General features: G+C 68.7%; 13 protein-coding genes. 5 read left to right on the forward strand and 8 right to left on the reverse strand.

Annotated features, from left to right (window positions below; genetic code table 11):
• Positions 1 to 228: 228 nt before the first annotated feature.
• The 3 genes from minE to minC all read right to left on the reverse strand — a co-directional run bounded on the left by minE (position 229) and on the right by minC (position 2,188).
• Positions 229 to 483: a cell division topological specificity factor MinE gene (gene minE, locus CBM2588_RS01610; RefSeq protein WP_012351386.1), complete on the reverse strand. Its 255-nt coding sequence runs from the start codon at positions 481 to 483 to the stop codon at positions 229 to 231.
• 21 nt (positions 484 to 504) lie between these two features.
• Positions 505 to 1,320 carry a septum site-determining protein MinD gene (gene minD, locus CBM2588_RS01615; protein WP_029047801.1) on the reverse strand — a complete coding sequence of 272 codons (816 nt, stop codon included), beginning with the start codon at positions 1,318 to 1,320 and terminating at the stop codon, positions 505 to 507.
• A gap of 67 nt (positions 1,321 to 1,387) precedes the next feature.
• Positions 1,388 to 2,188 carry a septum site-determining protein MinC gene (minC, locus tag CBM2588_RS01620; RefSeq protein WP_115679076.1) on the reverse strand — a complete coding sequence of 267 codons (801 nt, stop codon included), beginning with the start codon at positions 2,186 to 2,188 and terminating at the stop codon, positions 1,388 to 1,390.
• Positions 2,189 to 2,406: 218 nt separating this feature from the next.
• Between minC and CBM2588_RS01625 the strand changes: the two genes are divergently transcribed.
• Positions 2,407 to 3,378 carry a magnesium and cobalt transport protein CorA gene (locus CBM2588_RS01625; protein ID WP_115679077.1) on the forward strand — a complete coding sequence of 324 codons (972 nt, stop codon included), beginning with the start codon at positions 2,407 to 2,409 and terminating at the stop codon, positions 3,376 to 3,378.
• 143 nt (positions 3,379 to 3,521) lie between these two features.
• Positions 3,522 to 4,223, forward strand: a complete 702-nt coding sequence (locus CBM2588_RS01630; protein ID WP_115679078.1) for a tetratricopeptide repeat protein — start codon at positions 3,522 to 3,524, stop codon at positions 4,221 to 4,223.
• A gap of 98 nt (positions 4,224 to 4,321) precedes the next feature.
• Here the strand turns inward: CBM2588_RS01630 and gatB are convergent, their stop codons facing one another.
• The 5 genes from gatB to gatC all read right to left on the reverse strand — a co-directional run bounded on the left by gatB (position 4,322) and on the right by gatC (position 9,369).
• Positions 4,322 to 5,779 (reverse strand): Asp-tRNA(Asn)/Glu-tRNA(Gln) amidotransferase subunit GatB, encoded by a 1,458-nt coding sequence (gene gatB / locus CBM2588_RS01635; protein ID WP_115679079.1) that lies wholly within the window; start codon positions 5,777 to 5,779, stop codon positions 4,322 to 4,324.
• 90 nt (positions 5,780 to 5,869) lie between these two features.
• Positions 5,870 to 6,991 carry a dienelactone hydrolase family protein gene (locus CBM2588_RS01640; RefSeq protein WP_115679080.1) on the reverse strand — a complete coding sequence of 374 codons (1,122 nt, stop codon included), beginning with the start codon at positions 6,989 to 6,991 and terminating at the stop codon, positions 5,870 to 5,872.
• A gap of 35 nt (positions 6,992 to 7,026) precedes the next feature.
• On the reverse strand, positions 7,027 to 7,485 hold the full coding sequence (locus tag CBM2588_RS01645; protein WP_115679081.1) for a hypothetical protein: 459 nt from the start codon (positions 7,483 to 7,485) through the stop codon (positions 7,027 to 7,029).
• A 2-nt stretch (positions 7,486 to 7,487) separates the two neighbouring features.
• The gene (gene gatA, locus CBM2588_RS01650; protein WP_115679082.1) at positions 7,488 to 8,993 is read right to left on the reverse strand and encodes an Asp-tRNA(Asn)/Glu-tRNA(Gln) amidotransferase subunit GatA; all 1,506 of its coding nucleotides are present in this window, start codon (positions 8,991 to 8,993) and stop codon (positions 7,488 to 7,490) included.
• A 76-nt stretch (positions 8,994 to 9,069) separates the two neighbouring features.
• Positions 9,070 to 9,369, reverse strand: coding sequence for an Asp-tRNA(Asn)/Glu-tRNA(Gln) amidotransferase subunit GatC (gatC, locus tag CBM2588_RS01655; protein ID WP_018006687.1), 300 nt, complete (start codon positions 9,367 to 9,369; stop codon positions 9,070 to 9,072).
• A gap of 600 nt (positions 9,370 to 9,969) precedes the next feature.
• On the opposite strand from gatC, the gene CBM2588_RS01660 reads away from it, so the two are divergent.
• The 3 genes from CBM2588_RS01660 (at position 9,970) to mreD (ending at position 12,684) form a co-directional block, all read left to right on the forward strand.
• Entirely contained in the window at positions 9,970 to 11,013 is a 1,044-nt protein-coding gene (locus CBM2588_RS01660) for a rod shape-determining protein (protein ID WP_008648066.1), read from the forward strand.
• Positions 11,014 to 11,209: 196 nt separating this feature from the next.
• The gene (gene mreC, locus CBM2588_RS01665) at positions 11,210 to 12,175 is read left to right on the forward strand and encodes a rod shape-determining protein MreC (protein WP_115679083.1); all 966 of its coding nucleotides are present in this window, start codon (positions 11,210 to 11,212) and stop codon (positions 12,173 to 12,175) included.
• On the forward strand, positions 12,172 to 12,684 hold the full coding sequence (gene mreD / locus CBM2588_RS01670) for a rod shape-determining protein MreD (protein ID WP_012351397.1): 513 nt from the start codon (positions 12,172 to 12,174) through the stop codon (positions 12,682 to 12,684). The genes mreC and mreD overlap by 4 nt, the downstream gene beginning before the upstream one ends.
• The last annotated feature ends 14 nt before the right edge of the window (positions 12,685 to 12,698 follow it).

Below are 12,698 nucleotides of genomic sequence, written 5' to 3' on the forward strand. Positions count from 1 at the left end.
GTGGAGCCGCGCTTTCAAGCAGGAAATTGGTGCAATTCCGTTGTCTGGCCGCTACAGAATTCTGCATTTGGGGCCTGCGGCAGCGCTGTGGAGAAGCCTCGGCGGCGCGCTGGCACGGCGGCGGGGCGTTGGAGCGGAAGTGGGGAAGGAGGAGGAAAAAGGGGGAAGAAAGAAGGAAGGGGCGGGGCGACGAGCCCCGCATGGACCCGGCGCTGCCGGGTCCCGTGCTCAGTGCTGCGGGATCTCGATCTTGACCTCGAGCACCTCGAGGTTGTCCTGGCGTTCCAGGCTGACGCGCAGGTCCTGGTCGCCGATCTTGACGTACTTGGAGATCACCGCCACCAGCTCGCGCTGCAGCGCGGGCAGGTAGTCGGCGGGGGCGGAATGGCCGGTGCGCTCGTGCGCCAGGATGATCTGCAGCCGCTCCTTCGCGACCGACGCGGACTTCTTCTTCTCTCCCAGCAGGAAGGAAAGGATCGACATGGGGTGAGCCCTCCTTGACCGTTACTTGTTGCCGAAGATGCGCGAGAACAGCCCCGGCTTCTGGTAGTCGGTGAAACGCATCGGCTTGTCCTTGCCGAGGAAGCGGTCCACCACGTCGCCATAGGCGTCGGCCACGTCGCTGCCTTCCAGGTGGATGGCGGGCGTGCCCTGGTTGGAGGCGTGCAGCACCGCTTCCGATTCCGGCACCACGCCGATCAGCTTGATGCGCAGGATTTCCTGGATGTCGGTCAGCGACAGCATCTCGCCGCCATGCACGCGCTTGGGGTTGTAGCGGGTGATCAGCAGGTGTTCCTTGATCGGGTCGCCGCCCTCGCTGGCGCGCTTGGTCTTGGACGACAGGATGCCGAGGATGCGGTCCGAATCGCGCACCGACGACACTTCCGGGTTGGTGACGATCAGGGCCTCATCGGCAAAGTACATCGCCATCAGCGCGCCTGACTCGATGCCGGCGGGCGAATCGCAGACGATGTACTCGAAGTCCATCTCGATCAGGCCGTTGATGACCTTCTCCACGCCTTCCTTGGTCAGCGCGTCCTTGTCACGCGTCTGCGAGGCCGGCAGGATGAACAGGTTCTCGCACTTCTTGTCCTTGATCAGCGCCTGGCGCAGGTTGGCTTCGCCCTGCACCACGTTGATCAGGTCATACACCACGCGGCGTTCGCAACCCATGATCAGGTCGAGGTTGCGCAGGCCGACGTCGAAGTCGATCACGGCAGTCTTGTGGCCGCGCAGGGCCAGGCCGGCGGCAAAGCTGGCGCTGGTGGTGGTCTTGCCGACGCCTCCCTTGCCGGAGGTCACAACGATGATTTTTGCCATGGCTCTTTGGTCCAGTAATAAGTTGAAGCTTGCGCTCTCTGTGATCCGGTCCCGATGAGCGCCGCGGTTACTTGAGCCGCAGCGCTTCGAGGATCAGTTTTTCATCGGCCAGGCGCACCTGGGCGGTCTTGCCGTGCACATCGGCCGGAAGCGTCTGCTCCGCGGTCCGGTAGATGCCGGCGATGGAAATCAGTTCGGGCTCCATGCACGTGCTGAAGATGCGCGCGGCGGTGTTGCCCTTGACCCCCGCCAGCGCACGGCCGCGCAGCGGGGCATAGATATGGATGTTGCCTTCGGCGATGACCTCGGCACCGTAGCTGACCACGTCCATGATGACCACGTCGCCATGCGCGTAGACCTGCTGGCCGGAGCGCAGCGGCTTGTCGATCAGTAGGGTCTGGGTCTGGCGCACGGCCGCGGCGACGGCGGCGTCGGTGGCTGCCTGGGCCGCGGCACGGGCGCCTTCTTCACGCGCCGCCTGTTCGGCGGCGGCCTGTTCCGCCGCGGCAGCGGCCTTGGCCTCGGCGGCACGCTCGGCGGCGCCGTTGCGGCGGGCCTGGCTGTCGAGCAGCGGCAGGCCGAAGCGCTCGGCCCACTCGCGCTGGCCGGCACGGGCCACCACGCCGATGGCGCGGGCCTTGAGCGTGGCCAGCGTGTCGATCACGGTGCCGAGCGCGACTTCGCTGTCATCGTCGAGCGCGCGCAGGTCCAGCGCGATCACGTCATTGGAGAAGAAGTCGGGGGTGGCTTCGAAGCGGGTGAGGAGGTCATCCCGCAGCGCAGCCATGTCGGCGGTCTGGAGGGCGAGAAGGAGGGCGTCGACGTTGCCACTGCGCAGCTCGAAGCGTGGCGTTTTCTTCTGGGACATAGCCGGGTGACCGTGGAAATGCCACATTCTAACGTCGTATCTGTCGCGAACTGTAACAATTGGATCGATATGTACCGCAGGTGGCGCGTGGGCTCCATGCGCGAGCCGGTGGCGCGGCGCAAGTGTGGCCGGCGCGGCTTGCGCGGCCTCGGCATCGCGCGGCGCGGGCATCGTGCAAAGCCTTGTTACGATTGCGCCATCTGATCAGCGGAGTTTCCATGGGCGCCATCGTCAATTGCGTGGCCTACCGGCAGGGCAAGCGGCTCGGCACGGTAGGCATGGAGGAAATCCCGGCGGTGCTGGCGGTGCCCGGCACCTTCGTCTGGCTGGGCCTGCACGAGCCAGACCTGGCGCTGCTGCGGCAGGCGCAGCAGGCCTTCGGCCTGCACGACCTCGCGGTTGAAGACGCGACCAACGCGCACCAGCGTCCCAAGCTCGAGGCCTACGGCGATTCCGTGTTCGTGGTGCTCAACACCGCGCAGCTGGTGCAGGACGAAGTCGTGGTCGGCGAGACCCACCTGTTCGTCGGCCCCAACTACGTGGTCTCGGTCCGCCATGGGGCCAGCAGCACCTATACGCCGGTGCGCGAGCGCTGCGAACACGACCCGCACGGCCTGGCCAACGGGCCTGGCTATGTGCTGTACGCGCTGATGGACTTCGTCGTCGACCACTACCTGCCCATCGTCACGCGCCTGGAGGACAACTTCGAGGCGCTCGAGCAGGGCATCTTTCGCGACGAGTTCGACCGCGCCGCGATCGAGCGCCTGTACCAGGTCAAGCGCCAGGTGCTGCGCCTGCGCAATGCGGTCAGTCCGGTCGAAGACATGTGCGGCCAGCTGATCCGGCTGCACGAACAACTGGTGCCGAAGGAGCTGCGCGCCTATTTCCGCGATATCGAAGACCACGCCAGCCGGCTGGTGCGCACGCTCGACGTGGTGCGCGAAATGCTGACCACCGCGGTGCAGGTCAACCTGGCGCTGGTGACCGTCGGGCAGAACGAAGTGGTCAAGCGGCTGGCCGGCTGGGGCGCGATCCTGGCAATCCCGACGGTGGTGTTCAGCCTGTACGGCATGAATTTCGATTTCATGCCTGAGCTCAAAGTCCACTACGCGTACCCGGCCGTTATCGGTGTGACCGCGGTGGCCTGCGGCGCGTTGTGGCGGCGGCTGCACCGCGCGGGGTGGATCTGAGCCAGCGCTCGAGTTATTTGTGCGAAGAATTATGCTGTCTGAAATCTCAGCTATTTGATTATTCGTGTAGATAATCGGTCGCTACCGGGCACCTCGGCGTACTCCTACACTGAAGCACAGAAGGCCTCGCGCCGGAGTCCGCCATGTCGAAAGCCCGTTTCCCGCATGCCGCCGTGCTGGCCGGCGCGTTTTGCGCGTGGCTGGTGTTGCCACCCGCCGCCGCGGCACCGCAGCCGCCCGCGCCGGCGCAGGCGCAGACCCGCGACGCTGTCGCGGCCTACGAGTCGGGCCGCTTCGACCAGGCTCTGCAGGGTTTCTCCGCCGCCGCGCGCCAGGGCAACCGCCTCGCGCAATTCAACTACGCGATGATGCTGCTGCGCGGCGAGGGCACCGCCGCGCAGCCGCAAGAAGCGCTGGTGTGGCTGCGCAAGGCAGCCGACAACGGCATGACCCATGCGCAATACACCTGGGGCGACCTGTACGAGCGCGGCGAGCTGGTGCCGAAATCGCTGGAAGAGGCGAACCGCTGGTATGAGCGCGCGGCACAGGGCGGCCACGTGCAGGCGCAGATGGAACTGGCGACGAACTACTTCACCGGCCGCGGCGTGCCGCGCGACTACGCGCAGGCGTTTGCGTGGTACCAGCGCGCGGCAAGCGCGGGGGATGGCGGTGCGCAGTACATCGTCGGCAGTTTCTACGAGCGCGGCGAGCCGGGCGTGGTCGAAAAGGATATCGAGCAGGCGAAGATCTGGTACGCGCGCTCCGCGGCACACGGGGATCCGGGGGCGCTGGCGAAGCTGAGGTCTTTGCTGGAGGAGACGGTGCGGGGGAGGGCGGGGATGTGACGGGCGTGTCGGTGTACGCAACGCCTTAGTGGACCGTGGGCGTGCTCCCTCTCCCGCAAGCGGGAGAGGCGAGCAAACCACCCGGCGAGTGACTGCACTCAGCCCAGCTTCTTCCTCAGCAGTTCATTCACCTGCGCCGGATTGGCCTTGCCCTTGGTCGCCTTCATCGCCTGTCCGACCAGCGCGTTGAATGCCTTTTCCTTGCCCGAGCGGAATTCCTCGACCGACTTGGCATTGGCCGCCAGCACGTCGTCGATGATCTTCTCCAGCTCGCCGCTGTCGGACATCTGCTTCAGGCCCTTGGCGGCGATGATGGCATCGGCATCGCCGCCGTGCTCGCCTGCCCACATCGCCGGGAACACGTCCTTCTTGGCGGTGTTGTTCGAGACCGTGCCGTCGGCGATGCGCGCCAGCAGCCTGGCCAGCTGCGCCGGCGTGACCGGGGCGGCATCGATGGCGATGCCTTCGCGGTTCAGCTGCGAGGCCACGTCGCCCATCAGCCAGTTGGCGGCGGGCTTGGCGTTGGCGGCGCCGGCATCGGCGAGCATGGCCTCGTAGTAGGCAGCGAATGCCTTGGTTGCGGTCAGCGTGGTCGCGTCATACGCCGACAGGCCGTATTGCGAGACAAAGCGCGCCTGCATCGCGGCCGGCAGCTCCGGCAGTTCGCCGCGCACGCGTTCGATCCAGCCGGCGTCGATCTCCAGCGGCATCAGGTCCGGGTCGGGGAAGTAGCGGTAGTCGTGTGCATCTTCCTTGGTGCGCATGGCGCGGGTTTCGCCGGTGTCCGGATCGAACAGCACGGTGGCCTGCTGGATCTTGCGGCCGTCCTCGATCTCGGCGATCTGCCACTGCACTTCGTATTCGATGGCCTGCTGCAGGAAGCGGAACGAGTTCAGGTTCTTGATCTCGCGGCGCGTGCCGAATTCCTTCTGGCCGAGCGGGCGCACCGAGACGTTGGCGTCGCAGCGGAAGCTGCCTTCCTGCATGTTGCCGTCGCAGATGCCCAGCCACACCACCAGCGAGTGCAGTGCCTTGGCGTAGGCCACCGCTTCGGCGGCGCTGCGCATGTCGGGCTCGGTGACGATTTCCAGCAGCGGCGTGCCGGCACGGTTCAGGTCGATGCCGGTCATGCCGGCAAAGTCCTCGTGCAGCGACTTGCCCGCGTCTTCTTCCAGGTGCGCGCGCGTCAGGTTGACGGTCTTTTCGTAGGACTCGCCCTGCTTGCCCTCGACCTGGATGGTGATGGTGCCGCCCTGCACCACCGGGATCTCATACTGGCTGATCTGGTAGCCCTTGGGCAGGTCGGGGTAGAAGTAGTTCTTGCGCGCAAAGACGCTGCGCGGCGCGATGGTGGCGCCGATCGCCAGGCCGAACTGGATCGCGCGCTCGACCGCGCCCTGGTTCAGCACCGGCAGCACGCCCGGCAGCGCCAGGTCCACCGGCGATGCCTGCGTGTTGGCCTCGGCGCCGAAGGCGGTGGAGGTGCCGGAAAAAATCTTGGAGGCCGTCGACAGCTGCGCGTGCGTTTCGAGGCCGATCACCACTTCCCATTGCATGGCGGTATTCCTGTTCGGTTCTTTCGGTGTTGTCTGTTGCGGGGGAGCGGCAGCGCTGCCCCGGTGTTCTGTCTGGTTATGGCGTGGTCGTCAGGGGTCGGGGCTGGCCAGCCAGGAGTCGAGCTGGGCCAGCGCGGCCACGCGCGCTACCGCGTCGCCGCCGACGGTGACGCTCTGGCTCTTGCGCATGGCGGCGGCAGGCACGTCGGTGCGCCGATGCAGCTCGCTGGTGCCGTCGAAGCCGTGATAGGCGCCGGGGTAGATCTCCAGCCGGAAGCGCGCGCCCGGCTGGCGCGCCTGTACCGCGCTCTGCAGCATGGCGCAGCGGGTCGCCGGGGTCCAGTCGTCGGCGCCGCCGATCATCAGCAGCAGCGGCGAGCGCAGGCGGAAGCTGTGCTGCTGCACCGCGCGCTTGCAGCCCGGATAGAACGCCACCGCGCGCTCGACCGGCGGCGTGCCGGCCGGCCACGGGCGGCTGGCGTCGACGGTGGCCAGCACCGCCTGCGCGCCGTTCGACCAGCCCAGCAGCACGATGCGCGACGCGTCCACGGCGGGTTGCTGCGCCACCCAGCGCAGCGCGGCGAGCGCGTCGGCGCGGCGGGTGCGGTCGTCGATGGCGCGGTTGTCGATGGGCTCGGCGCAAATGCCGTGCGGCCTGCCGCGCGCGCTGAAGCTGTCGGGCATCAGCACCGCGTAGCCGCGTTCGGTGAGCCAATGCGCGTATTCGCGGTAGCGTTGCTGCAGCAGCGCGGCAACATCGGCGGTGTCGGTGCCCGCTGCCGTCGCGGTTGTCCCTGCGGTGCCGTCACGCGCGGCGCGCTGCGCCAGCAGGCCGCCGCAGCCGTGCAGCGCCACCACCACCGGCAGCGCGCGCGGCGTGGCGCCTTCGCGCGGCAGGAACCAGTAGGCGCTCAGCGCCGGCGTGGCGGCATCGCCGCGCAGCTGGACCCGCTGCGCGGGCACGGGCGCGACTGCAGTTCTGGCGGCTGCCGACGAGGCGGGCGCGGCCCGGCTCACGGCGTTTGGCGCCAGCACGCCCGCCGGCGTCAGCGGTGCCGGCGCGTCCAGTGCGGGTGCCGTCAGGTCCGGCGTATGCGCCGCGGCGCAGGCCAGCCACGTGCCAAAGCCCAGCGCCACCGCGGCGCGCAGCCACGCGCCCGCCGGACGGGCGGCGCGCGGCGCGTGTTGCGGGGGGAGGTGGGCGTGGACCATGGCCGGCTGCTGTGGCTTCGGTGGCGACTGTGGCTTCAGCGCGTGCGGGCGCAGGCGCCGGTGCCCGGCTCGAACATCACGGGCCAGGCCTCTTCATAGATGCCCGGGGTGCAGCGCTGCTGGCAATTGGCGTGCGCCAGCGTGACGCGGCGCGGGTCTTGCCACACCATCAGCTTGCAGCCGCTGCCGTCGTTGGCGCGCAGCTCGATATGCGGCTTCTTCTGGACCTGGCGGAATTCGGCCAGGTTGAAGCTGCACGAGCCGCGCTTGCCGACCCACAGCTTCCACGACAGCTGCTGCACGCTGTTGTCCGCAATGCGCAGCTGCGCGTCTTCGCGGAAGCCGTCTTCCTCGGTGCGGCGGCAGTCGCCGGCCAGGTCGATGTCGCGGCTGGCGATCGGCGTGGGCTTGCCGATGATCGGCAGCTGGATGCAGCCGGCCACCAGCGCGGTCAGCGCCGCGGCGGCGAGCAGGCGGAGCAGGGCGCGGGTCATGGTCAGGCCTTGGCGGGGCGGCGCAGGTGCCAGTCGGTCGCCTGCTGGAACGCATGGGCGGCCTGCAGCAGGCGCGCCTCGTCGAAGTAGTTGCCGATCAGCTGCAGGCCGACGGGCATGTTGCCCTCGCCGAAGCCGCACGGCACGCTCATGCCGGGCAGGCCGGCCAGGCTGGTCGACAGCGTGAAGATGTCGGCCAGGTACATCTGCACCGGGTCCGAGGTCTTCTCGCCCAGCTTCCACGCCACCGTCGGCGCCACCGGGCCCATGATCACGTCGCACTGGGCGAAGGCGCGCTGGAAGTCGTCGGCGATGATGCGGCGGATCTTCTGTGCCTGCAGGTAGTAGGCGTCGTAGTAGCCGTGCGACAGCACGTAGGTGCCGACCATGATGCGGCGCTTGACCTCGGCGCCGAAGCCTTCGGCGCGGGTCTTCTTGTACATGTCGAGCAGGTCGCGGTACTCGGCGGCGCGGTGGCCGTAGCGCACGCCGTCGAAGCGCGACAGGTTGGACGAGGCCTCGGCCGGCGCGATCACGTAGTACACCGGGATCGACAGCTCGGTCTTGGGCAGCGACACTTCGACCAGCGTCGCGCCCAGCTTCTCGTACTCGGCCAGCGCCGCGCGCACGGCCTGCTCGACGTCGGCCGCCAGGCCCTTGCCGAAGTACTCCCTGGGCAGGCCGATGCGCAGGCCCGCCAGCGGGCGCTCGGCGCTGGCGCCGGCGCGCGGCTGGCCCAGCAGGCGGGTGTAGTCCTCGTCCACGCCGCCCTGCGCGGGCGGGATGCTGGTCGAGTCCTTCGGGTCGAAGCCGGCCATGGCGTTGAGCAGCAGCGCGCAGTCCTCGGCGGTGTGGGCCATCGGGCCGCCCTGGTCCAGCGACGAGGCAAAGGCGATCATGCCGTAGCGCGACACGCGGCCGTAGGTCGGCTTGATGCCGGTGATGCCCGAGAACGATGCCGGCTGGCGGATCGAGCCGCCGGTGTCGGTGCCGGTGGCGGCCGGTGCCAGGCCGGCGGCGACGGCCGCGGCCGAGCCGCCCGACGAGCCGCCGGGCACGCGGCTGGCGTCCCACGGGTTGCGTACCGGGCCGAAATGCGAATTCTCGTTGGACGAGCCCATCGCGAATTCGTCCATATTGGTCTTGCCCAGCGTGACCATGCCGGCGGCGGCCATGCGCTCGACCACGGTGGCGTCGAACGGGCTTTCATAGTTGCCCAGCATCTTCGAGCCGGCGGTGGCGCGCCAGCCGCGCGTGACGAACACATCCTTGTGCGCGACCGGCACGCCGGTCAGCGGCGCGGCCTCGCCGCGCGCGCGGCGTGCGTCGGCGGCGCGCGCCTGGGCCAGGGTCAGCTCGGCATCGACGTGGATAAAGGCGTTGAGCGCGGCGGCCTGCTCGATGCGGGCCAGGTACTCGCGCGCGAGTTCCTCGGCGGAGACGGTGCGCGCGGCCAGGGCGTCGGCAAGCTGGCGCAGGGAGGTCACGGAATCAGCGGAAAAGGGCATGACAGTCGGTTGGCATCAGGGGTGTTGTACTGGCGGGCGGACCGTGGCGCGGTTGGCGGCACGGCCCGGGCAACGGTCATTCGATGACCTTGGGCACCAGGTACAGGCCGTTTTCGGTGGCCGGCGCGGGGCGCTGGTAGTCGGCGCGGCGGTCGGCTTCGGTGACCACGTCCTCGCGCAGGCGCTGGACCATGTCGCGCACCGCCGACAGCGGATGCGCCAGCGGCTCGATGCCGGTGGTGTCGACCGCCTGCATCTGCTCGACCAGCGAGAAAAAGTTGTTCAGCTGCGCAAGCGTCTGGGCGGCTTCGTCATCGCTGGTTTCGATGCGGGCGAGGTGGGCAATGCGCTTGACGTCGGATAGGTCGAGGGCCATGGCGTGGTGGGTCGATGCTCGGATGCTCGGATACTGGGATACGAAGGGGCGGCGCGGGCTGCGCCGGCTGGCTCACGGGGCCGCTGCGTCGTGTGGCCCGGAGCTTGGCCGCAGGGCACGCCGCAGTCGTCAGAATTGCAGGTATTTTCAGGCTGTAAACGCCCGAAGCCGCCAGAATTATAAGGTATCATTGCGAGTTACCGACCTTTGGCAACGCCTACGCCACATGGCCTGCGGCCGGCGCTTCCGCGCCCGGTGTCCGAAGGCGCCCGAAGGGCAAACCTGGGTCCTCTGATTAGGCCTTGCCGCCGGTCCTCGCGTGCTGCGCGACAACCAGCATGATGCGCCGGCGCCTGCACATTTCCGCGAACTTTTCTGCGGGGTCTAATCAAAGGTTCCCGTAGGGCCGGCGCGCGCGGTGCGCCGGCGGTACCGATCCCATTCCGATCCGGCCGGACAGCCTCCGGCCCGGGCGGCGGGCGGAGCGGGAAGCCGAGAACCATTCCGTATTCAACGCAACACAACCCATTTCGTGGCCGGGCCGCTCGCGGCGCCGGCCGCTTCGCCTACCCGCGAACCCCATCACAGACAGGATTCCTGATGTTCGGATTTCTCCGCAGCTATTTCTCCAACGACCTGGCGATCGACCTCGGCACCGCCAACACGCTGATCTACATGCGCGACAAGGGCATCGTGCTGGACGAGCCCTCGGTCGTTGCGATCCGCCAGGAAGGCGGCCCCAACGCCAAGAAGACCATCACGGCGGTGGGCAAGGAAGCCAAGCAGATGCTGGGCAAGGTGCCGGGCAACATCGAGGCGATCCGCCCGATGAAGGACGGCGTGATCGCCGACTTCACCGTGACCGAGCAGATGCTCAAGCAATTCATCAAGATGGTGCATGACAGCAAGCTGCTGCGCCCGAGCCCGCGCATCATCATCTGCGTGCCGTGCGGCTCGACCCAGGTCGAGCGCCGCGCCATCCGCGAATCGGCGCTGGGCGCCGGCGCCAGCCAGGTGTACCTGATCGAGGAGCCGATGTCGGCTGCGATCGGCGCCGGCCTGCCGGTGTCGGAGCCGTCGGGCTCGATGGTTGTGGACATCGGCGGTGGCACCACCGAGGTCGGCATCATCTCGCTGGGCGGCATGGTCTACAAGGGTTCGGTGCGCGTCGGCGGCGACAAGTTCGACGAGGCCATCGTCAACTACATCCGCCGCAACTACGGCATGCTGATCGGCGAACAGACCGCCGAGGCCATCAAGAAGGAAATCGGCTCGGCCTTCCCGGGCTCCGAAGTCCGCGAGATGGAAGTCAAGGGCCGCAACCTGTCCGAAGGCATCCCGCGCGCCTTCACGGTGTCGTCCAATGAAATCCTGGAAGCCCTGACCGATCCGCTGAACCAGATCGTGTCCGCGGTGAAGATCGCGCTGGAACAGACCCCGCCCGAACTGGGTGCCGACATCGCCGAGCGCGGCATGATGCTGACTGGCGGCGGCGCGCTGCTGCGCGACCTGGACCGCCTGCTGGCCGAGGAAACCGGCTTGCCGGTGCTGGTCGCCGAAGACCCGCTCACCTGCGTGGTGCGCGGCTCCGGCATGGCGCTGGAACGCATGGACAAGCTGGGCAGCATCTTCTCCTACGAGTAAGAAGGACGCTCACGTGGCGATGCGCGGCCTGCCGGATCGACCGATCATGGCGGCGTCGCGGCGCCTCATCCGCCGGGGCCGGGCCCTGGCAGCTCCCGCCGCCCGACCGTGCCGCGCCTGTCCCCGCCAGGGGCCGGGGCGCGGCACGGCGGGCGGCGGGGCGTTTCCGCGTGGCCTCCGGCCTTTGTTCGGGTAAATGGATTACTCCCCTCCGCCGCTCTTCAAGCAAGGCACCTCGGCCGTCGCCAGGCTGGTCCTGTACGTGGGCATCGCGCTGGCGCTGCTGGTGGTCGATGCCCGTTTCGACGCGCTGCGCGTGGGCCGGCAGGTTGCGGCCACCGTGCTGATGCCGGTCGAGCGCCTGGTGCTGGCGCCGCGCGACGCGCTGCGCACCATGTTCGACTATGCGCAGTCGTCGGCGATGCTCGCCACCGAGAACCGCGAGCTGCGCCAGAACGCGGTGCAGCAGGCCCAGGCCTCGGTGCGCCAGGCGCAGCTCGAGGCCGAGAACCACCAGCTGCGCAAGCTGCTGGGGCTGGCGCAGCAGTCGGCCACGCCGGTAACCGCGGCCGAGATCCTGTATGACGCGCGCGACCCGTACAGCCAGCGCATCGTCATCGACAAGGGCAGCCAGCACGGCCTGCGCGCCGGCTATCCGGTGATCGACGAGCGCGGCGTGGTCGGGCAGGTGACGCGGGTGTCGCCGTTCCAGTCCGAGGTGACGCTGCTGACCGACAAGGACCAGGCGATTCCGGTGCAGGTGGTGCGCAACGGCCTGCGCAGCGTGGCCTTCGGCGGCGCGCGCGCGGGCCACCTGGACCTGCGCTTCATGGCCGCCGCCGCCGACCTGCAGCAGGGCGACCTGCTGGTGACCTCGGGCCTGGACGGCACCTATCCGCCGGGCCTGCCGGTGGCGAAGATCGTGCAGATCGAGCGCAAGGCCGATACCGCGTTCTCGCGCGTCTATTGCGAGCCGGTGGCCGGCGTGCGCGCGCACCGCCAGCTGCTGGTGGTGCGCTACGACGCCAACATCCCGGCGCGCGAAGCGGTCGAGGCCCGGCCGGAAGCGCCGGTCAAGGGCGCCAAGTCCGCCGCGGCGCGCGCCGCCGCCGACAGCGCCGCGGCCGGCAAGGCGCCGCCCGCCAAGGAGGCACCACGGTGACCAATCCCCAATACCTGCTGCGGCCGGTCAACCCGGCCTTTATCGCCTTCAGCTTCGTGCTGGCGTTCCTGTTCAACCTGATGCCGTGGGGCACCACGCTGTGGATCCCGGACATGGTGGCGCTGGTGCTGGTGTTCTGGAACATCCACCAGCCGCGCAAGGTAGGCATGGGCGTGGCCTTCCTGCTCGGCCTGCTGATGGACGTGCACGATGCCCGGCTGCTGGGCGAGCATGCGCTGGCGTACACGCTGCTGGCCTATTTCGCCATCACCATCCACCGCCGCGTGCTGTGGTTCACGGTCTATACCCAGGCGCTGCACGTGCTGCCGCTGCTGTTTATCGCCCACGCGGTGCCGGTGCTGATCCGGCTGGCGATGGGCGCGCCGCTGCCGGGCTGGCCGCTGCTGCTGGCGCCGGCGATCGAGGCGCTGCTGTGGCCGCTGGCCACCAGCCTGCTGCTGGCGCCGCAGCGCCGCTCGACCGATGTCGACGAGACCCGGCCGATCTGACGCCGCCGCCGCCA

It is taken from the genome of Cupriavidus taiwanensis, assembly GCF_900250075.1.
GTDB classification, from domain to species: Bacteria; Pseudomonadota; Gammaproteobacteria; order Burkholderiales; family Burkholderiaceae; genus Cupriavidus; species Cupriavidus taiwanensis_C.